This window comes from Parasedimentitalea denitrificans, assembly GCF_011813015.1.
Lineage (GTDB): Bacteria > Pseudomonadota > Alphaproteobacteria > Rhodobacterales > Rhodobacteraceae > Parasedimentitalea > Parasedimentitalea denitrificans.
Genome location: NZ_QHLQ01000005.1, coordinates 1 through 20,266, shown reverse-complemented (window position 1 = coordinate 20,266; position 20,266 = coordinate 1). Strand labels below are relative to the sequence as shown.

The window sequence follows — 20,266 nt, the reverse complement described above, 5'->3', positions numbered from 1 at the left end:
GCTATCTCGCGCAACTTAACCACACCACACCTAAGTGATTGGTAGGAAAACCAACCAACCCCTTAAGAAAATGCCGACAGTTTTAGCCAATGTTTCGCGCGCGAAACATTTCAGCCCCCGGCTTTTTCCTCCAACTCCATCCATTCTTCCTCTGACGCAGACAGTTTCTGCTGCCTCTGCTGCAACGCTTCTGTGGCCTTCTTGAACTTCACAGGCTCCCGCGTGAACAGCTCCGGATCCATCATCAGCTCTTCCAGCTTGGCGATTTCCTGCTCCAGCCGCTCGATCTCAGCCGGCAGGGCTTCCAGCCGGTGCTTTTCAGTGAACGAAAGCCCAGAAACCACCTTGGCCTCTTGCTTGGCCTTGGTCTTAGCGCTTTTTGCCTTTTCGGTTTTCTCTGCCTCAATAGGCGCGCGCTGCGCCAGATAGTCGGTCCAGCCGCCAGCATAGGCAGTCGCCCGGCCATCCCCTTCCATCGCAATGGTGGTCGTGGCGACCCGATCCAGAAAATCCCGGTCGTGACTGACCAGCAGCACGGTTCCGTCGTAGCTATCCAACAGCTCCTGCAACAGATCCAGCGTTTCGATGTCCAGATCGTTGGTCGGTTCATCCAAGACGAGCAGGTTGCTTTGCCGCGCCATCAGCTTTGCCAGCAGCAAACGCGCCTTCTCACCGCCCGACAAGGACCGCACCGGCGCCCGCGCCTGACGTTCGTCAAAAAGGAAATCCTTCAGGTAACCAACGACATGCTTGGGGTTGCCACGCACCATCACCTGATCCGCCTTGCCCGATACACCCATTTCCGGGTCGGTGGTCAGATTGTCCCACAGGCTCAGGTCCGGGTTCAGCTGATCCCTTGCCTGATCAAATAATGCGATTTCCAGTTTGGTGCCCTGTTTGACCGTTCCAGAATCCGGTTCCTCCAGCCCCAGCAACATTTTCAACAGCGTGGTTTTCCCCACTCCGTTAGGCCCGACAAAGGCAACACGATCGCCGCGCTGCACCTTGATCGAAAAGTCTTTGACGATCTGCTTGTCGCCAAACCCCTTGCTCACGCCCTCGGCCTCAATGACCTTGCGCCCCGATTTCGGAGAGCTATCCAGCGCAAAATCAGCGGTTCCTTGACGTTTGATCTGAGAAGACCGCTCAGCGCGCAAGTCACGCAGGGCGCGCACTCGGCCCATGTTCCGCTTGCGGCGCGCACTGATGCCTTCCACCGCCCAGCGAGCTTCCGACTTGATCAGCCGGTTCAGCTTGTGGCGCTGCATGTCCTCTTCTTCCCAGATTGTATCACGCCAAGCTTCAAAGGCGTCAAAACCCTTTTCCTGCCGTCGGACCTTTCCGCGATCAATCCACAGTGTGGCACGGGTCAGCGCACGCAAAAACGCGCGGTCATGCGAAATCAGAACATAAGCGGCACGGGTCGACTTCAACTCGCCCTCTAGCCAGCCAATCGCCTCGATATCCAAATGGTTGGTCGGCTCGTCCAGCAGCATCAGATCAGGGGCTTCGGCCATCAGCTTGGCCAATGCCGCCCGGCGACGTTCACCTCCAGATGCCGTTTCAACCGATCGCGCGGGGTCAAATTTCAACCCTTCCCCGGCCCGCTCAACCTTATACAGCTCGCCCGGGTCCAATTCGCTACAGGCAAAATCCCCCAACGTGGCAAACCCCGCCATGCTCGGATCCTGTTCCATATAGCCAACGGATCGGCCCGGAGGGATGACGATGGTGCCAGTGTCAGCCTCAACCAACCCCGCCATCACCTTCATCAGTGTGGATTTACCCGATCCATTTCGGCCAACCAGCGCCACACGGTCGCTGGGTTGAACCACCAGATCAAGATCGGAAAACACCGGATCGCCACCAAAGGTCAGCGCAATACCGGACATCTGCATAAGAGGAATACGTGCCATGGCAGCCTGCTACCGCGCGACCTAAGGCAGGTCAACGACAACCACCCGTCACTCCCTGATTTCTTCTTGTCTTAAATACCTAAAATCACCCAGCCAGCCCCCGAAGCAGACGTTGGCGAGACGCCGGAATCGCTGCAACTTCCAACCCGGTAAAAACATGCAACGTGTTCAATTCTACATCAATCACCGCATGATCGCTTACCCAACCACCCATCATAAGATAGCTACGCAGCAAGGGTGGAACATTCAGCATGCCCTTCGCGCCATCTGTCTTGCGACATTGCAAGTCATCAAACCAAAATAGATCCGCGGCCTTAGCCTGCGGTCGCCAATGTTCAGGTGCAAGGTAGCGCTGCTGCAGAACCGCAAAAGCATCCAGATGGCGTTCCACTTCAGTTCCGGCAAATGACGAGCACCCAAATAGCATTTGCACACTGCGGTCTTCGACAATGCGGGTTAGCGCTAGCCAGGCAAGACGCAAGATGTCCGGATCGCTCCACTCTGGGTGACTGCAAAAGCGTCCAACTTCGATCATCGGGTGGGGATATTCAGCAAGCCGCGACAGGTCATAGAACTGCCCCGAATAGCTGGCGGAGATCTGTCCACCATCCCCCAGTTCCAATACCCTGAAAGAGCAAACCACTTCCCGCGACCGCAGGTCCTCAATCAAGACATGGTCACACAGGGCATCAAACGGGTCCAGATCCATCTCAGCAGTGCCAAAGCACCGGGTTCGCAAGGCCTGTGTCGCGGCCAGATCTATTTGCCCATGGGCAAACCGGACCCGATAGTTCCCTTTTCGCAGGATCTCCGCGCGCTGTGACATGGCGAACCCCATTAAATTGATGCGGCCTATCGCGTCGCTGAAGCAGCTTACTCAAAAAAGCTCCCAGGTGAGAAATTACCAATGCTACCCGTCAACTGACGCAAGAATGTCTTATCCTGAATACCCGAACTGGTCACACGGCGTTCCAAGGGAATCACTTTGCCATCTTCGAGACTGTAACGTTCAACACCGCTGACGACCCCCGCTGTGTCAAAACTGATAGCCACCAATTCACGCGAAACTGGTTTCGGCTGACTGGGTCCGATGTGCTTCAGCCGGGTGGCGACATAGTAGTAGCCACTTTCGTCCAAAACCCCTGACGATGACGGCGCGCCAATGGTTTCAGCCACCGAGTCCCGTGTATCGACACCGACAACCACTTCAGCAAGATCTTCCTCTGACGGAACATATCCGTGGTTACGATACTGTGTTGCGCAACCCGCAATGGAGGCTCCCGCCCCAATCAGTACCACCATTCTGGTCGCTGATTTCAACCATTCTGCCATTGCAAACATGTTGCTCTCCCGTCGCGGCTTGATAACGCCTTTGATCCCGATTACCTAAACCCGGCCTCCGGTTCAAGAAACGAAAGTTGATGCAATGACTGATAGCCCCGCTTTGCGCGTTGCCGATCTGCCCCAAAATCGCCCAACCACCTTTGAAATCCAGCCGGATACAGCCATGTTGAAAGCCTTGGCCGAGGAACTGGATATCCGAGGCCTGCGCAAGGTGAAGTTCGTCGGCAAGATCGAAGCCCAAGGTCGTCAAGATTGGCTGCTGACTGCAACACTTGGTGCAACGATTCTCCAGAACTGTGTCGTCACATTAGATCCTGTCAGTACACGTATCGACATTCCAGTAACCCGGCATTTTCTTACTAACATTGAAGTCTCGGAGGAACCCGAGGTGGAAATGCCTGACGATGAGAACATTGATCAACTTGAAAGCCACATCGACCCACAGGTCATCATGATCGAGGCGCTGGCCCTGGCATTGCCGCAGTACCCTAGGAAGGAAAACGCTGAGTTGGGTGAAGCAATTTATACCGCACCAGGTCAGGAACCGATGCGGGATGAAGACACTCGGCCTTTTGCCGGGCTGGCTGACTTGAAAGAACAGCTCAAAAAAGACCAATAGGTTGCTTTTTTATGGGCCAAGACCAGATCAACTCTGGTTCTAGCAGCCCAGCTCGCCTAAAAGCTCTTGCATCACGCAAGAATCGCAGTATTTTCGCGCGCTCATCGGAATTATGGTTGGACATCGGACAGGCCACAGCCTAAACGCACGTCACACCGTTTGAAACGAACAACGAAATCAGCCTCGGGATCTGCCCCATGGCCCTAATAGACAAAGGTTGAGACCATGGCTGTCCAACAGAACAAAGTATCCAAGTCGCGCCGCAACAATCGCCGTGCGCACGATTCTCTGGTTGCTGCAAACCCGAACGAATGTTCGAGCTGTGGCGAACTGAAGCGCCCTCACCACGTTTGCCCCTCCTGCGGCAACTACGGTGAAAAAGAAATCGTCGCTATGGTTGACGAAATCGACGAAGACGCTGCTTAAGCTGCGTCCAACGCTCATTTTGCAGGCAGGTACATATGACGGCTCAAACTGAACCATCAACGGTATCTGCCAGCCGAATTACCATTTCGGTCGACGCCATGGGCGGAGATGCCGGCCCCGCGACAGTGGTGGCCGGTATTGCTATTTCAGCAGAGAAGAATCCTGACATTGGGTTTATCCTGCACGGCCCAACCGAACAGCTAAAGCCACTCGTCGCCAAAAAACGAATCCTAACTGATCGTGTTGAATTCCATGATGCCCCCGAAGTGGTATCGATGGAGGACAAACCCAGCCAAGTGATGCGCAACGGCAAGAAGACCTCGATGTGGTCTGCTGTTGAGTCGGTCAAAAAGGGTGAAGCCGCTGGCGCGGTTTCTTGTGGCAACACCGGCGCGTTGATGGCGGTCAGCATGATCCGCCTGCGTAAACTGCCCGGCGTGAACCGGCCTGCCATTGCGATCCTCTGGCCATCAGGAAACCCGCAGGGGTTCAACGTGATGCTTGATGTCGGCGCAGACGTGCGCGCGGACGCCAAGGACTTGCTGCAATACGCCTTGATGGGCACCTCATACACCCGCAATTCAATGGGCATCACCCGCCCGCGGGTCGGTCTATTGAACGTCGGAACTGAAGAGCACAAAGGCCACGCCGAGTTGAAAGAAGCCTATACGCTGATCTCAGATCATGCAGAGCGTGGTAGCTTCGAATTTGTCGGTTTCGTTGAAGGCAGCGATATTCCTGGCAACACAGCTGACGTGATCGTCACTGATGGCTTTACTGGAAATGTCGCAATCAAAACCGGTGAAGGCACTGCCAGTCTGATTCGAACGACACTGCGCGAGTCCTTCACCTATTCGCTTCTTTCACGATTGGCCGCTCTGTTCGCGATGCCATCCCTGAACCGACTGTCCAAGAAAATTGATCCGCGTCGTGTCAACGGCGGGGTTTTTCTTGGTTTGAACGGCACAATTGTAAAATCCCATGGTGGTGCAGACGCGACCGGAGTGTCAGCCGCTGTAAAGCTGGCTTTCCTACTTGCTCAACAAGGCTTTGCAGAAAAACTGGCCGCACGGGTTGCATCCTCTGCTGAGCTTACCCAAAGTAATACTGACAGTGAAACTACACTCGTCACTGACAACTAAGACTGAAGGCAGACTATAGAATGACGCGACGTGCAGTGATTACCGGTGTTGGGCATTACCTTCCAGAGCGGGTGGTCGAAAACGCAGAATTCGAAGCCACGCTTGATACCTCTGACGAGTGGATTCGGTCCCGTTCAGGTATTGAGCGCCGCCACTTCGCTGCTGAGGGTGAAACCACGTCTGCACTGGCCACCCATGCGGCCAAGGCTGCACTGGCCGATGCAGGCTGCGAAGCCGACGACATCGACGCCATCGTTCTGGCGACATCGACTGCCGATTTCACATTTCCATCTGCGGCGACCATGGTTCAGGCTGCTTTGGGCATGACCAAAGGGTTTGCCTTTGATGTTCAAGCCGTATGCGCTGGTTTCGTCTACGCCCTAAGCAACGCCAATGCGCTGATTCTATCCGGTCAGGCCAATCGTGTTCTGGTTATTGGGGCCGAAACCTTTAGTCGCATCATGGATTGGACAGACCGTTCAACCTGCGTGTTGTTTGGTGACGGCGCAGGTGCACTGGTGCTGGAAGCTCAGGAAGGTGCAGGCACAAAAGATGATCGCGGCATCCTGTCTACCGACCTGAACTCGGACGGACGCTATAAAGACCTGTTGCACGTCGATGGCGGCGTCTCGACACAGAATACAGGGTTTCTGCGGATGCAAGGCAACCAAGTGTTCCGCCACGCCGTAGAAAAGCTGGCATCGACAGCTAATACCGCGCTGGACAAGGCAAATCTGGCTGCGACCGACGTCGACTGGATCGTACCACATCAGGCCAATATCCGAATTATTCAGGGTACTGCCAAGAAAATGGGCCTCAGCATGGATAATGTTGTGGTGACAGTTCAGGACCACGGCAACACCTCTGCTGCGTCCATTCCACTGGCGCTTTCCGTTGGGAAACAGCGCGGCCAGATCAAGCAAGGCGACCTGATTGTAGCCGAAGCAATTGGTGGCGGACTGGCCTGGGGAGCAGTCGTTCTACGCTGGTAAGCAATTACGCTAATCTGACTTCTGCAAATCATTGATATTGACAGGGAAATTCTCTACGCCCTATTATTTATAAAACAAGAGGATTTGGTTATGAGTGACACGACTCTGACGCGCATGGATTTAAGCGAAGCGGTTTTCCGCGAAGTTGGCCTATCGCGTAACGAAAGTGCGCAGCTTGTTGAGAGCATGCTTGGCCATATGTCTGACGCATTGGTCCGCGGCGAACAGGTAAAAATCTCGTCTTTTGGCACCTTTAGCGTACGAGATAAATCCGCACGCATCGGCCGCAACCCAAAGACCGGCGAAGAGGTTCCAATTCAACCACGCCGCGTTTTGACCTTTCGACCATCCCACCTGATGAAGAACCGTGTCGCTGACGGCAACCGATCATAACAAGGCCAGAGCACATGTCTAAGTCACCGGATGCCTTTCGCACCATCAGTGAAGTTGCGGAATGGCTGGGGATTCCAGCACATGTGCTGCGTTTCTGGGAAAGCAAATTCACCCAGATCAAACCCGTAAAACGCGCAGGTGGGCGGCGGTATTACCGCCCCGCCGACATGCTTCTTTTGGGTGGTATCAAACGCTTGCTGCACGACGAGGGCAAGTCGATCAAAGAGGTTCAGGCCCTGCTACGTGATCAGGGTATCGCCCATGTGGCTGACCAGTCTGCTTCGCTCGAAGATACCTCCGATCCGATGCCAGTGATCGAGGCAGCGGGAACTGTAACCGAATTCCCTGCCCCGCCACCGCATGCCACATCGCAAATGCAGATGGACCTTGATTCGCAGCCCAATTCAGACGCTGATCAAACGCAGGACATCCCGGATTTCCAACTGGAACCGGCCATTGAAGTGGCTGATGTCCCAGTGTCCCAACCAGAAGTGGCCGCTCAACTGCCTGATGTTCCAGAGCTTCAGCCAGAGCCTGCTGTTGAACTGTCAGAGCCGACTGGTGAACTCCCGACTGACGTGGGATTTCCACCAGAACCAGAGGAGCAACAACTCGGGTTTGACACGCTTGATCCGGCCCCTGTTGAGACGCCAGAGCCAACAGTTGATGCCCCCGAAATAGCTGCCCAAGTCGAAGCTTCACCGGTAACGGAGACCGAGGTCGCTGTCCCCCGCCCGAATGTCATCGAGGTGGACGACACAGCAGACGATGCGTTGAACATTTCCCACACAGGCATTCTCGCCAAACTGGCCGGTATCACCTCACTACCCGAATCCAACCTCGCCGAGGTGTTGATTTGCGCCGAGCAACTACGTTCCATGGCAACCAACCAGAACAATCCATCAGCCAATTGAAAAAAGACCAACATTACCTCTTGCCCCTGCTCGCAGATACAGTAGAACGCTCTCAATAACGGGCTATGGCGCAGCCTGGTAGCGCGTCCGTCTGGGGGACGGAAGGTCGCAGGTTCGAGTCCTGCTAGCCCGACCATACAAAAACGCCCGGGTGAGCGATCACCCGGGCGTTTTGTATATCTACCCACCCAAATTGCATGCTGGGTGAATTGCATGCAGCCAAAAAATAGGCCAGCATCTTCGGGCGTCCAAGTCCTGGGGCGGCAACTGAAGGAACCAATTATGACCGGTGTATTGCCCAGCCAAGCTATTGAAAAAATGCTTGAAAACGGTGAGATCACCGTGACAGAACCCACAGTTTCCGGACAAATCCAACCCGCGAGTCTTGACCTTCGGCTGGGCAAAGTCGCCTACCGGGTACGGGCCTCATTCCTGGCGGGCGAAGGCCAAAGCGTCGCCGACCGCCTGCGTGAATTTGAGATGCACCAGATCGACCTGAGCGACGGTGCCGTGCTGGAAAAAGGCTGCGTTTATGTAGTTCCGTTGATGGAACACCTCGCCCTACCCGGCGACATTACCGCGGTGGCAAACGCCAAAAGCTCAACCGGCCGACTGGATCTTCTGACCCGTACGATCACCGATGGCGGAGCTGAGTTCGACCGGATCAAACCGGGCTACCACGGTCTCCTCTATGCTGAAATCTGCCCCCGTTCATTTTCCGTCTTGGTCCGCCCAGGCATGCGCCTGAACCAAATTCGTTTCCGCACCGGTCAGGCCGTGCTTACCGATAAACAACTGACGGCTCTTCACGAAAGCTCACCTCTGGTGGATGGCCCTGCGGTCATTCAGGATGGCCTGGGCTTCTCTGTTGATCTGCAACTGCCCGGCAGTGATCTGGTCGGCTACCGCGCCAAACCGCACACAGGTGTCATCGATCTGGATCGTATTGGCGAATATGATCCCCGCGACTACTGGGAAGAGGTCCGCAGCAGCGACGGCCGCATCATTCTGGACCCTGGCGCCTTTTACATCCTGGTCAGCCGAGAAGCCGTTCAGATCCCGCCAGAATACGCCGCAGAAATGGCGCCCTACCTGGCAATGGTCGGGGAGTTCCGGGTTCACTATGCTGGCTTTTTCGACCCCGGTTTCGGCCATGACGCCGCCGGTGGTGCTGGCTCTCGCGGCGTACTTGAGGTCCGCTGCCACGAGGCGCCATTTGTGCTGGAACACGGACAGGTCGTTGGCCGTTTGGTCTATGAAAAAATGGCCGAAGTGCCAGATCAACTCTACGGCTCGGGTATCGCTTCAAACTACCAGGGTCAGGGTCTAAAGCTTTCAAAACACTTCAAAGTTTGACCACCCCCCTGTCTTCTTCTTGTTAAAAACACCTCCGCCGGAGGCATAAAAAAACGCCCGGCATTTTGGCCGGGCGTTTTCAATTCTAAACGACCTTGTCGCTCCTGGGATTAACCCAGACGCGAAGCGACGTTTTCCCAGTCGACCAAGTTGTCGAGGAAGTTCGACAGATACGCAGGGCGCTTGTTGCGGAAATCGATGTAGTAGGAGTGCTCCCAAACATCACAGCCTAGCAGTGCAGTCTGACCAAAGCACAGCGGGTTCACGCCGTTCTCAGTCTTGGTCACAGCCAGCGAACCGTCAGCGTTTTTGACCAACCAAGCCCAGCCTGAGCCAAACTGACCAGCACCAGCAGCCGAGAACTGCGACTTGAACTCGTCAACCGAACCAAAGTTCTCAACCAGAGCTTTTTCCAGCTCACCTGGCATGACGTCGCCGTTAGGGCCCATCATCTTCCAGAATTCATTGTGGTTCCACAGCTGCGAGATGTTGTTGAAGATACCGTTCTGCGCAACCGAAGAAGCGTCATAGGTTCCAACAATGATCTCTTCCAACGACTTGCCAGCCCATTCGGTGCCTTCGATCAGCTTGTTGCCGTTGGTCACATAGGCGTTGTGGTGCAGGTCGTGGTGGTATTCCATGGTTTCAGCGGACATGCCTTTGGCAGCCAGCGCATCGTGAGCATATGGAAGATCGGGAAGTTCAAAAGCCATTTTGGACACCTGTCAAATTAAGTTGCGTTTCCTAGGGCGATACATGCGTTGCGTGAGCAGTCAGGTCAAGTGTGAAGGCCTCTCCAAAGTGACCACGCTATGTGCATTCAAGCACAAATGAACAAGCACTGTGATTGGAAATCGCCATTCGTAGAAGGGAAATAAATTGCCCCCACCTTTCAGTGTTCTCAAAGAGCACGAAATAGCAGGGGCAGCAATAGGATGCTCGTCACGCCATTCGTCATAGGAACAGCGTGACGTGCACAGTATCTAGTTAGTACACGCCCACCGCAGACTGGGGATGGGCCGCATTGCTTAACAGATTGAACACATAGTCGGCCACCGAGCGGAAGCAGACAATCGTAAAGGCACCACTTTCATCCAACCAAAATGCAGCCGCGACCTGTGCCATCCGTGTGCGACGGAATTGTCCAGGCACAAAGGCCTCGGCAGACAGATCCACGGGGCAAATTTTGGCCAGTGTCTCGCGTGCACCGTCGCCGGACACCCGGAAAACAGCCCGCGCGTCAGACACATTCACTGCCAAGGCATGTTCGCCTGCCAGCGACTTGTTCAGTGCCGCCAGAATTTCCTCTACTTCAGTGTAAGACACCATCAGCAGCAGTTCGTCCGGCGACATCCAGGCCGTGCCGCCATCTGCGGACAGCGAAACTTGATTGGTGGCAGGAATATCTGCACCGGTTGCCTCTTTGACAGCGGCCTGCATCACCTTAGAGCCAAGATCGCCACGCAGGGTAATCATACCTGCCAATCCGCCTTCTTCGACCGATGCAATACCACTGAATTGAGCACCTTGCAGTGCGCTGACAGGATCAGACATTCTGCTTCTCCCCTTCTTTGTCGTAAAAGACCTGATCGACAATCTTGGCCTTGTAGGTTTTGTCATCCGTCCCAGGGAACTCGATCACTTCGCCCATGCGTTTCTGCCCGTTATGGACCAATCCCATGGCAATACCCTTGTTCAGGGTTGGCGAGTGATAGGTCGAGGTCACGCGCCCAACCACATTGCGCTGACCATTGGCATTCAGCCCCTCGCCCACGGCATAGGCACCGTCTGGGATGACCGATCCATCAACCGTTTCCAGACCAACCAACTGCCAACGATCTGGATCTGCCATATGCGACCGCAGGTGCGCACGTTTGCCCAGATAGTCTTCTTTCTTCTTGGACAGCGCCCAGTGCAGCCCCAGATCCTGCGGGATCACGGTGCCGTCGGTCTCGTCCCCGATCATGATAAAGCCCTTCTCGGCCCTCATGATGTGGAGACATTCAGTGCCATAAGGCATCACGCCGAATTCTTTGCCAGCCTCAAGCAGCGCCTGCCAGAAGGCCATGCCTTGGCTGGCGGGCACCGCGATCTCGTAAGACAGCTCACCCGAGAAAGAGATCCGGTAAGCACGCGCGTCAAATTCACCGATTTTGCCGTCCTTCCATTCCATGAAAGCCAGCGCCTCTTTGGAGACATCCATGCCACCGCCCGCTTGCGCGTTCAGCTTTTCGAGCACCTTGCGGGCGTTGGGGCCAACCACGGCAACCTGAGCCAGTTGTTCGGTCACATTGGCGACATAGACTTTCCAGTCCCACCATTCGGTCTGCAGCCATTCTTCCATGTGACCATGGATCCGCTCGGCGCCGCCGGTGGTGGTGTGACACAGCCATGTATCGTCATCGATGCGGGCAACTACACCGTCGTCGATCAAAAAGCCGTTTTCAGAGCACATCAGCCCATAGCGGCATTTGCCAACCTTCAGGTTGGACATCATGTTGGTGTACATCATGTCCAGGAACTTGCCTGCGTCCGGCCCTTTGACCACCAGTTTACCCAGAGTGGATGCATCCAGCAGGCCAAGGTTTTCGCGGGTGTTCTTGACCTCGCGCGCCACGGCATCCTCAACACTCTCGCTTGAGCGGACAAAGGCATAAGCACGGCGCCACTGGCCTACCGGCTCCCAATCGGCTCCATTCGCGTCATGCCAGTCGTGCATTGGCGTCTTGCGGATCGGCTGGAAGATCTCTCCGCGTGCCTCGCCGCCAATCGCGCCCATGGAAATGGGAGTGTATGGCGGGCGGAAGGTGGTGGTGCCGACCTGGGGAATTTCAGACCCAAGCGTGTCAGCAAGAACTGCCAAGCCGTTGATGTTGGAGAGTTTCCCCTGATCCGTCGCCATACCCAGCGTGGTGTAACGCTTGGTGTGTTCAACACTTTCATAGCCTTCACGGGCCGCCAGCTGGACGTCTGAAACCTTGACGTCATTCTGGTAGTCCAACCAAGTTTTCATCCGCAACTTAATGTCGGCCTTGGCTGGCATCAGCCAGACTGGGGCCATTGGTTGTTCAGCTTGCACAGAACCAACCGGAGCTTTCACAGCTTTCTTGGCAAAACCAGCTGCCTTAGCTGCCGCAGCGCCCGCTGCAGTGGCATCTGTCAGTGTGTTTTCCAGATCCAGCGTACCATTAGCAGAGCCAGCAGCAACCACAAACCCAGCGCCATCATCGCCCAGTGGTGGACGAGATGCATCGGGGCGGAAGTGGGCCTGAGCGTCATCCCAGATCAGCTTGCCGCCGCAGTGGGACCACAGGTGTACTACGGGCGACCAGCCGCCGGACATGGCAACGGCATCAGCGACAACATCTTCTTGTGCCCCGCCCTCGCCGTTTTGGGCGCAGACCGCAACCTTGGCGACGCGCTTGCCGCCAGTGACCTTGGCAATGGCGCGACCGGGATCGACGCGGATGCCTAGCTGACGGACTTCCTCCATCAATGCGCCGCCGCCAGATGCGCGCGCATCCAGCACTCGAACCACCTCGACACCAGCGTTATGCAGGGTGATGGCGGTGCGGTAGGCATCATCGTTGTTTGTCGCGATGACAACACGCTTACCCGGAGTGACCCCCCAGTTGGCGACATAGTCACGCATGGCTCCGGCCAGCATGACGCCCGGCACATCGTTACCAGCAAAGGACAGCGGGCGTTCGATCGCGCCGGTTGCGGTGACAATCTGCTTGGCCCGAATCCGCCACAGGCGATGACGTGGGCCTGCCGCGCCCGGAGTGTGATCCGTCAGACGTTCATAGCCCAATACATAGCCGTGGTCATAAACGCCCGACCCCATGCAGCGGCTACGCAGGGTGACGTTATCCATGGCCTCAAGTTCGGCCAGTGTCTTCTCAACCCAAGCTTCAGGTGTATCACCGTCGATGGTGCCGCCATCCACCGGGGCACGACCACCCCAAGTGTTAGTCTGCTCCATCAGCAGGACCTTGGCGCCAGTGGCAGCAGCGGCCTTGGCGGCCTGAAGACCGGCAACACCGCCGCCGACAACAACCACATCAGCAAAGAAGTAGAAGTGCTCGTACTGGTCGGCGTCTTTCAGTTCTTTGTCCGGGGCCTTACCCAAACCTGCAGAATGGCGGATGATGGGTTCATAAACATGTTTCCAGAACGCTTTGGGATACATGAACATTTTGTAGTAGAAACCTGCCGGCAGGAAACGCGACAGGTGCGTGTTGATCGCGCCCACGTCAAATTCCAGGCTGGGCCAGTGGTTCTGCGACTGCGCCGACAGACCGGCAAACAGCTCGGTTGTGGTGACACGCTGGTTGGGTTCGAACCGGTCGCCATTGCCCAGTCCGACGAGCGCATTGGGTTCTTCGGCACCAGAGGCCACCAACCCGCGCGGGCGGTGGTATTTGAACGAACGGCCGACCATCATCTGGTCGTTGGCCAGCAGCGCCGAGGCCAGCGTGTCGCCCTCGTAACCGGTCATACGGTTGCCGTTAAAAGTGAATTCAATCGGTTTGGAGCGGTCGATCAACCGGCCCTGATTGGCAAGACGGGTGCTCATATTTCGGACCTTTCACGCAGATCTGCGGAGGGAATTTGAGTATTTTCAGCAAAAAGAAGGCTCATTTGAACTCTCTCCAGGTCCAATCGGGGCGCTTGGCGCTGATGGCGTCACGGATGTCCTGTGGCGGTTCAAATGTCTGCGCACTGTAGGTGCCGAACACCTCGAGCGTCATGGTACAGCGGGCCGCGTGGAACCACTTGCCACAGCCGTTGATGTGGCGCCAGCGATCAAAATGCACCCCCTTGGGGTTTTCGCGCATAAACAGGTAATCGTGGAACTCACTGTCGGATGAGCCTGGGCCAAAGCGTTTCAGATGTGCTTCGCCACCGGCATGTAATTCGGTTTCTTCGGCTTTGACACCACAATACGGGCATTCAAGGATCAGCATTGTTTCACCGCCTGTCGACTGTTATATCTATGCGCATGGAGATTGGACCGATTATAGCGCTTTTGGCCGCAGTCAGCCTGTTCTTGGTTATTCTGGTAGCTCTTATCAAAGTGCGTCGCGCACGACGGCGCAAGCGTCCGCAAGAGCATCAGCCCCACACCGTTCCAACTGGGTACGACAAGGGTGCGGTCATCAGAAGTAAAAATATCGTTGCATACGAGGACTACTGACATCAGTGCGCCACCCCAGCGGCGACGCTTTCGTCGATGAACTGGCCTTCTTTGAAGCGGTCGATCGTAAAGGCTTCGGTCAGCGATGAATGACCTGTCGCCATCAGCTCGGCCATGCCCCAACCGGAACCGGGGATGGATTTGAAACCACCGGTGCCCCAGCCGCAGTTGACAAAGATATTGTCGACCGGGGTTTTCGAGATGATAGGTGAGCGGTCGCCGGTGACGTCCACAATGCCGCCCCACTGGCGCAGCATTTTCAAGCGCGAGACCATTGGGAAGGTTTCATTCAGGGCGCGCACGGTTTCTTCGATATGGTGGAAGGATCCGCGCTGGGTGTAGTTGTTGAACCCGTCGGTGCCGCCGCCGATAACCATTTCGCCCTTGTCAGACTGGCTCATATAGCCGTGCACGGTGTTAGCCATCACCACCACATCCATGCAGGGTTTGATCGGTTCAGACACCAGCGCCTGCAGGGCGACACTTTCCATTGGCAGGCGGAAACCGGCCATTTCCGACAGCACCGAGGCGTTGCCTGCAACCAGCATACCCAGCTTGTCGCAATCAATCGGACCCTTAGAGGTATCAACGCCAGCCACACGGCCGTTTTCGACCCGCACTCCGGTGACTTCGCACTGTTGAATGATATCCATGCCCATGGCGGAACAAGCGCGTGCATATCCCCAGGCCACCGCATCGTGACGCGCAGTGCCGCCGCGTTCCTGCCATAGCGCACCCAAAACCGGGTAACGTGGACCATCCAAGTTGATGATTGGCACGATTTCCTTGACCCGCTGTGGCGATACAAACTCGGTTTCGACCCCCTGCAACGCATTGGCGTGGGCGGTGCGTTGGTAACCGCGGATTTCGTGCTGGGTTTGTGCCAGCATTAGAACACCGCGCGGGCTGAACATGACGTTATAGTTCAGGTCCTGGCTCATATCTTCATACAGGCTGCGGGCTTTTTCATAGATCGCGGCAGATGGGTCCTGCAGATAGTTAGAGCGGATGATGGTGGTGTTGCGGCCAGTGTTTCCGCCACCGAGCCAACCTTTTTCAATCACAGCGACATTGGTGATGCCGTAGTTCTTCCCAAGATAATAGGCGGTAGCCAGCCCGTGGCCACCAGCGCCGACAATAATGACGTCATAATGACGTTTAGGGGTGGGCGAACGCCAGGCCCGCTCCCATCCGGAGTGATAGCGCAGGGCCTCGCGTGCGACAGCAAATACTGAGTAGCGTTTCATGGCGAATCCAATTGAGACGAGATTTAACAAAGGTATGCCTGAGCAAAGGTTGCAAGCCGCGCCGTTAATCGTCGTGATTGCGTAGGTTTACGACATCACTGTGGCGTGAAGGCGCACCCAGTTCAGTCAGTTTTCGCTTTTTCCCGCCGCGCTGGCCCTATAGATGAGGTCAAAATAGGAGCCACTATGACCTTCTGGATTGTCACTTCGTTCATGGCGCTGGCCGTATGTCTGCTAATTGCCATGGTTCTTTTGCGCGCTCGAAAACTGGATGAGCCAGCTGCAGCCTATGACCTGAAAGTCTATCGCCAGCAATTGCGGGAATTAGACAAGGAACTGGCCCGTGGTGTCATCAACCAAGGTGATGCAGACCGAGCGCGGACAGAGATTTCCCGGCGCATTCTGGCAGCAGATTCTCAGCTGCAGGACCATCAAAAGGGTCAAACACAGCCACAGAAAGTGACTGTAATTGTTGCGGCCCTGGTTTCCGTGCTGATCATTGGTGGATCAATGGGATTGTACTATCAGCTGGGTGTGCATGGCTACGGTGACATGCCGCTGTCCGAACGGATCAGTCAGGCACAAGAGCGTTCCACAGATCGACCTTCCCAAGCGCAGGCCGAAGCAGAAGCTCCGCCGCTGCCAGAACAACAGGTTGAAGCCAGTTATTTGGAATTGGTGGAAAAACTACGCCAAACTGCCGACGAGCGTGTCGATGATGCACAGGGCCAAGCCCTGCTGGTGCAGCATGAAGCCAATCTGGGAAATTTTGTCGCCGCTTACCAAGCCAAGCTGAACTACATCCGGATTATGTCAGGCGATATCGAAGCCGAGGACCATGCAGAGGCCGCGGAGCTGATGATTATGGCTGCCGGAGGGTACATATCGCTTGAGGCGGAGGAAGAACTGCGCAACGCGCTGCAGCGGGACAAAAACCACGGCCCGGCCCGCTACTATTGGGGCATGATGCTGGGGCAAATTGGCCGTCCAGATATGGCCTTTCAGATCTGGTCAGAGACTTTGCAAGCAGGTCCGGCCGATGCCCCATGGATCACTGGAATTCAGGCGCAGATTGAAGAAATGGCCTATCGGGCTGGTGTAGACTACACACCAATCACGCCCGAGGCGGCACCTGAAGAGGCCCTGACTGGCCCAACGGCAGAAGAGATGAGCAGCGCCCAAGAGATGAACCCCGAAGACCGCCAGGAAATGATCCGTGGCATGGTGTCGAACCTCGCAGAGCGTTTGGCGACCGAGGGGGGATCAGCGCAGGAATGGGCCCGTTTGATTGTGGCCCTGAGCGTTCTGAAAGACGATGAACGCGCCAAAACCGTCTATGCCGAAGCCCTGGAGAATTTTGCAAATGATGCATCCGCTGTGGCTTTGATCAGCAGTGCGGCGCAGCAGGCAGGAATTATGCAATGATCCATGATGAGATCGAAGATTTTGCAACCAGCTTGCCCACACATCGCGCCCTTATGGGGCTGGATCTGGGCGATAAAACGGTGGGTGTTGCAGTATCAGATCTGATGGGAACCGTTGCCACCCCGCTAGAGACCGTACGGCGTAAAAAATTCACTGTTGATGCCGCACGGTTGCTGGAAATTATCAAAGACCGCGACATCGGGGGAATTGTGCTGGGATTGCCGCGCAATATGGATGGGACAGAAGGTCCTCGCTGCCAGAAAACCCGTGCCTTTGCCCGTAACCTAAGCCGGTTGACCGAATTGCCCATTGGGTTCTGGGATGAGCGGTTGAGCACGGTTGCCGCCGAAAGAGCCCTGCTAGAGGCGGATACATCCCGGAAACGTCGCTCCGAGGTTATCGATCACGTTGCCGCGTCCTATATTCTTCAGGGTGTGTTGGATCGCATGGCGCATCTTAGGAACGGATAGAGAATGGATCGCGACGTTTGGAAACGTGAAGAGGTAGACTCGCCTTGCACGCAGGTCTGCGTCGTACATCCAGCGACGCAACTCTGTGCGGGCTGTGCCCGGTCGATGGATGAAATCAGCCGTTGGTCACAGATGTCTGCAACCGAGCGGCGGGAAATCACTGCGGATCTTCCCAACCGAACCGCTGTTCCGAAAAAACGTCGGGGTGGTCGGGGTGGCCGAAGTCTACGTTAAACCGGGCCTATCGGCGCGCGGCCTCCGGCGGAGGTATTTTTAACAAGAAGAAGCTGGCGGCCGTATCTATCCAAATATTAGGGAAAGCCTTCATATTTTGGTACCATTGGCATCCCATTCCGCGCTAATCTACGGGGCCTAATACCCCAGCGCCTTGCGCAGCATGTTTAACGCCACCAGCACGAGGAACACCGCGAACACACGCTTTAGCGGCTTTGGGTCCATGGCGTGGGCCAGCTTCACCCCCCAGGGGGCGGTGATCATAGTCATAGCAATCACGATACCAAAGGCCACAAGATTTACTGCGCCGACCGTCAGCGGTGGTCGGGCTGCGGGGTCAATGGGTAGAAACAGAAAGCCGATGACCGAAGGCACCGCAATGATCACGCCAAAACCAGCTGCAGTCGCAACAGCACGGTGGATTGGCGTGTTATACAGGCTCATCAGTGGCACCCCAAAGCTGCCGCCACCGATACCCATCAGCACCGACAAAAAACCAACCATTGGAGAGATAATCATCCGGCGCAGGCCTTTGGGCATGCTCTCGCCCAGACGCCATTCACTGCGCCCAAATCCAAGGTAGAGCCCGATCACCAGCGCCAGAACCCCAAACAGCCCCTGCAATGTCGTAGACCGCAGCGACGAGGCCGCCAGAACACCGGCAATGGCGCCAATCGCAATGCCAGCCCCCCATTTGCGCAGGATCTCCATATCCACCGCGCCTTTTTTGTGGTGGCTGTGTACCGACCGCAGTGAGGTCACGATGATCGTTGCCAAAGAGGTCGCAAGGCACAGCTGCATCAACTGGTCGCCGCCATATTCAAGTGTCTGAAACGCATAGAAGAAGGCCGGGACTAGTACGATGCCACCTCCGACACCCAGTAACCCAGCCAGTACCCCGGCTACAGCGCCGATCACGGCTAGCATCACCAGCATTTGGATCAAGAGTAAGGTATCAGGCACCGGATTCTCCTTAGGTATTGCGTCCACAGGACAAAACTGTGCCCGGAGGCAAGAGTCCAGTTACAAACATGATGGCAAAGGTCAGCCGGCAATCGCGAGCAGCGCTTTTTCGACCAGCGCCGGGCCTGCACCGTCGTAATGGGATTCTTCTGACAAGGTGCGCCGCCACTGCCGCGCCCCCGGTCGGCCTGCGAACAGACCCAGCATATGACGTGTCACCTGATGCAAGCGCCCTCCTCCACTGAGGTGCCGCTCGATATAGGGTAACATTTGTCGTGCGACTTCTATCGGATCAGTCTCTACCCCTGTCCCATAAATCTCTGGATCCGCAGCCCTCAGAATATCGCCCGGCTGGTGATAGGCAGACCGCCCGATCATCGCCCCATCCAAGCCACGGTCCAAATGTGTTTTGGCCTCGTCCAGTGATGTGATGCCACCGTTAATCGAGATATGAAGATCAGGAAAATCGGCTTTCATCTGATGCACGATCTCGTAGTCCAGCGGCGGAATATCCCGGTTTTCCTTGGGGCTTAATCCCTGCAACCAAGCCTTGCGCGCGTGGATCGTTACCCGGTTACACCCGACGGCGCGGATCTTGTCCAAGAAATCTGGCAGCACCTGCTGCGGTTCTTGCTCATCCACACCAATGCGGCATTTGACTGTGACCTCGACATCTACCGCATCACGCATGGCAGCGACACAATCCGCAACCAAATCCGGGCTTTGCATCAAAATCGCACCAAAGGCACCGGACTGCACCCTGTCTGACGGGCAGCCACAGTTGAGATTAATCTCATCATACCCAGCCTCTGCCCCCAGTGTGGCTGCCTGCGCGAGCTCAACCGGGTCAGCCCCGCCTAATTGCAACGCAATGGGATGTTCTTCTGGGCTATAGGCCAACAGATGCAGCGCCCCGCCGCGCACCAACGCAGGTGCGGTTACCATCTCGGTGTACAGCAAGGTCTCGCGGCTAAGTAGGCGATGCATGTAGCGGCAATGCCTATCAGTCCAGTCCATCATCGGTGCTACGGATAGGCGTGCGGCCTTTGTTATTAAGGACTTATCTGTCATTTAGGCACTCTCCGCTGACCGAAACAATGGTTTGTTTGGAGCTTATTTTGCTGGGTTTTACGACGTTTTGTGTTTTTGGCATACTTTTTGGCATACCCACTTGGAGCTTGGCATACCGGAACCCTATATCCGTAGTATGCCAATAACAAAGCACGGGAAATAATGGGCACAATCGTAGAGCGCAAGAGCAAATCCGGAACCAAACATCGGGCACAGGTTATCAAGAAGAAGGAAGGTGAAGTCGTCTTCTCCAAGTCAGCTACTTTTTCAAGGAAAACCGCTGCCAACGCATGGATCAAGAAAGTCGAAAAGGACTTTGACGCTGGAAAACTAACCAATCGCCAAATCCAAACCACTGTAAGTGAACTGATCGACAAAGTTATCGACACGCAGCGAAAACAGATGGGGAAGACCAAGTCGCAAGTTCTAAAGACTATCAAGCTCTTTGACGTCGCGGACGTTGGCATCAAACCTTGAAGAACCGCATCCTGCTGGAAAACTACTTCCTACCCGGTGATCTCGAAGCCCAGATCGAAGCCTTCGTCGACCACTAT

The 20,266-nt window shown here is 55.7% G+C and carries 22 protein-coding genes and 1 tRNA gene; 13 read left to right on the top strand and 10 right to left on the bottom strand.

Annotation, left to right across the window (positions count from 1 at the left end; translation table 11 throughout):
- Positions 1-110: 110 nt before the first annotated feature.
- The 3 genes from DL239_RS06970 to DL239_RS06960 form a co-directional block, all read right to left on the bottom strand.
- Entirely contained in the window at positions 111-1,916 is a 1,806-nt protein-coding gene (locus tag DL239_RS06970) for an ABC-F family ATP-binding cassette domain-containing protein (RefSeq protein WP_167683293.1), read from the bottom strand.
- Between the two features lie 85 nt (positions 1,917-2,001).
- Positions 2,002-2,742, bottom strand: coding sequence for a GNAT family N-acetyltransferase (locus tag DL239_RS06965; RefSeq protein WP_167683292.1), 741 nt, complete (start codon positions 2,740-2,742; stop codon positions 2,002-2,004).
- 47 nt (positions 2,743-2,789) lie between these two features.
- On the bottom strand, positions 2,790-3,218 hold the full coding sequence (locus DL239_RS06960) for an outer membrane protein assembly factor BamE (protein ID WP_240931786.1): 429 nt from the start codon (positions 3,216-3,218) through the stop codon (positions 2,790-2,792).
- A 124-nt stretch (positions 3,219-3,342) separates the two neighbouring features.
- Here DL239_RS06960 and DL239_RS06955 point away from each other — a divergent pair, with 124 nt between their 5' ends.
- The 8 genes from DL239_RS06955 to DL239_RS06920 all read left to right on the top strand — a co-directional run bounded on the left by DL239_RS06955 (position 3,343) and on the right by DL239_RS06920 (position 9,102).
- Complete coding sequence (locus DL239_RS06955; protein ID WP_167683290.1) at positions 3,343-3,879, top strand: YceD family protein; 537 nt, start codon at positions 3,343-3,345, stop codon at positions 3,877-3,879.
- Positions 3,880-4,104: 225 nt separating this feature from the next.
- Positions 4,105-4,305 (top strand): 50S ribosomal protein L32, encoded by a 201-nt coding sequence (rpmF, locus tag DL239_RS06950; protein WP_167683289.1) that lies wholly within the window; start codon positions 4,105-4,107, stop codon positions 4,303-4,305.
- 35 nt (positions 4,306-4,340) lie between these two features.
- Entirely contained in the window at positions 4,341-5,447 is a 1,107-nt protein-coding gene (plsX, locus tag DL239_RS06945) for a phosphate acyltransferase PlsX (RefSeq protein WP_167683288.1), read from the top strand.
- Positions 5,448-5,467: 20 nt separating this feature from the next.
- Positions 5,468-6,439 carry a beta-ketoacyl-ACP synthase III gene (locus tag DL239_RS06940; protein ID WP_167683287.1) on the top strand — a complete coding sequence of 324 codons (972 nt, stop codon included), beginning with the start codon at positions 5,468-5,470 and terminating at the stop codon, positions 6,437-6,439.
- Positions 6,440-6,529: 90 nt separating this feature from the next.
- On the top strand, positions 6,530-6,832 hold the full coding sequence (gene ihfA / locus DL239_RS06935) for an integration host factor subunit alpha (RefSeq protein WP_167683286.1): 303 nt from the start codon (positions 6,530-6,532) through the stop codon (positions 6,830-6,832).
- A gap of 14 nt (positions 6,833-6,846) precedes the next feature.
- On the top strand, positions 6,847-7,746 hold the full coding sequence (locus tag DL239_RS21650; protein ID WP_240931783.1) for a MerR family transcriptional regulator: 900 nt from the start codon (positions 6,847-6,849) through the stop codon (positions 7,744-7,746).
- 59 nt (positions 7,747-7,805) lie between these two features.
- Positions 7,806-7,882: transfer RNA gene (locus DL239_RS06925), tRNA-Pro, on the top strand.
- A 146-nt stretch (positions 7,883-8,028) separates the two neighbouring features.
- Entirely contained in the window at positions 8,029-9,102 is a 1,074-nt protein-coding gene (locus DL239_RS06920; protein ID WP_167683285.1) for a 2'-deoxycytidine 5'-triphosphate deaminase, read from the top strand.
- 110 nt (positions 9,103-9,212) lie between these two features.
- Here the strand turns inward: DL239_RS06920 and DL239_RS06915 are convergent, their stop codons facing one another.
- From DL239_RS06915 to DL239_RS06900, 4 genes are all read right to left on the bottom strand, one after another.
- A complete protein-coding gene (locus DL239_RS06915) occupies positions 9,213-9,815 on the bottom strand; it encodes a superoxide dismutase (protein WP_167683284.1) in 603 nt (200 codons plus the stop codon).
- Between the two features lie 274 nt (positions 9,816-10,089).
- Positions 10,090-10,656: a sarcosine oxidase subunit gamma gene (locus DL239_RS06910; protein WP_167683283.1), complete on the bottom strand. Its 567-nt coding sequence runs from the start codon at positions 10,654-10,656 to the stop codon at positions 10,090-10,092.
- Complete coding sequence (locus tag DL239_RS06905; protein WP_167683281.1) at positions 10,649-13,681, bottom strand: sarcosine oxidase subunit alpha family protein; 3,033 nt, start codon at positions 13,679-13,681, stop codon at positions 10,649-10,651. Before DL239_RS06905 ends, DL239_RS06910 begins: the two co-directional genes overlap by 8 nt.
- Positions 13,682-13,742: 61 nt before the next feature.
- Positions 13,743-14,072, bottom strand: a complete 330-nt coding sequence (locus tag DL239_RS06900) for a sarcosine oxidase subunit delta (RefSeq protein ID WP_167683280.1) — start codon at positions 14,070-14,072, stop codon at positions 13,743-13,745.
- Between the two features lie 29 nt (positions 14,073-14,101).
- On the opposite strand from DL239_RS06900, the gene DL239_RS06895 reads away from it, so the two are divergent.
- Complete coding sequence (locus tag DL239_RS06895; RefSeq protein WP_167683279.1) at positions 14,102-14,302, top strand: hypothetical protein; 201 nt, start codon at positions 14,102-14,104, stop codon at positions 14,300-14,302.
- Between the two features lie 2 nt (positions 14,303-14,304).
- On the opposite strand, the gene DL239_RS06890 is transcribed toward DL239_RS06895, so the two are convergent.
- Positions 14,305-15,549: a sarcosine oxidase subunit beta family protein gene (locus DL239_RS06890; RefSeq protein WP_167683278.1), complete on the bottom strand. Its 1,245-nt coding sequence runs from the start codon at positions 15,547-15,549 to the stop codon at positions 14,305-14,307.
- 186 nt (positions 15,550-15,735) lie between these two features.
- On the opposite strand from DL239_RS06890, the gene ccmI reads away from it, so the two are divergent.
- The 3 genes from ccmI to DL239_RS06875 are packed head-to-tail and all read left to right on the top strand — an operon-like array spanning position 15,736 to position 17,678.
- Complete coding sequence (ccmI, locus tag DL239_RS06885; RefSeq protein ID WP_167683277.1) at positions 15,736-16,974, top strand: c-type cytochrome biogenesis protein CcmI; 1,239 nt, start codon at positions 15,736-15,738, stop codon at positions 16,972-16,974.
- On the top strand, positions 16,971-17,444 hold the full coding sequence (gene ruvX / locus DL239_RS06880; protein ID WP_167683276.1) for a Holliday junction resolvase RuvX: 474 nt from the start codon (positions 16,971-16,973) through the stop codon (positions 17,442-17,444). Before ccmI ends, ruvX begins: the two co-directional genes overlap by 4 nt.
- 3 nt (positions 17,445-17,447) lie before the next feature.
- A complete protein-coding gene (locus DL239_RS06875) occupies positions 17,448-17,678 on the top strand; it encodes a DUF1289 domain-containing protein (protein ID WP_167683274.1) in 231 nt (76 codons plus the stop codon).
- 138 nt (positions 17,679-17,816) lie between these two features.
- On the opposite strand, the gene DL239_RS06870 is transcribed toward DL239_RS06875, so the two are convergent.
- Together DL239_RS06870 and dusA are read right to left on the bottom strand one after the other, a co-directional pair.
- Complete coding sequence (locus DL239_RS06870) at positions 17,817-18,641, bottom strand: sulfite exporter TauE/SafE family protein (protein ID WP_369410548.1); 825 nt, start codon at positions 18,639-18,641, stop codon at positions 17,817-17,819.
- An 81-nt stretch (positions 18,642-18,722) separates the two neighbouring features.
- Entirely contained in the window at positions 18,723-19,712 is a 990-nt protein-coding gene (gene dusA, locus DL239_RS06865) for a tRNA dihydrouridine(20/20a) synthase DusA (RefSeq protein WP_167683272.1), read from the bottom strand.
- A gap of 162 nt (positions 19,713-19,874) precedes the next feature.
- On the opposite strand from dusA, the gene DL239_RS06860 reads away from it, so the two are divergent.
- Positions 19,875-20,189, top strand: coding sequence for a hypothetical protein (locus DL239_RS06860; RefSeq protein WP_167683270.1), 315 nt, complete (start codon positions 19,875-19,877; stop codon positions 20,187-20,189).
- Positions 20,190-20,266 lie beyond the last annotated feature (77 nt).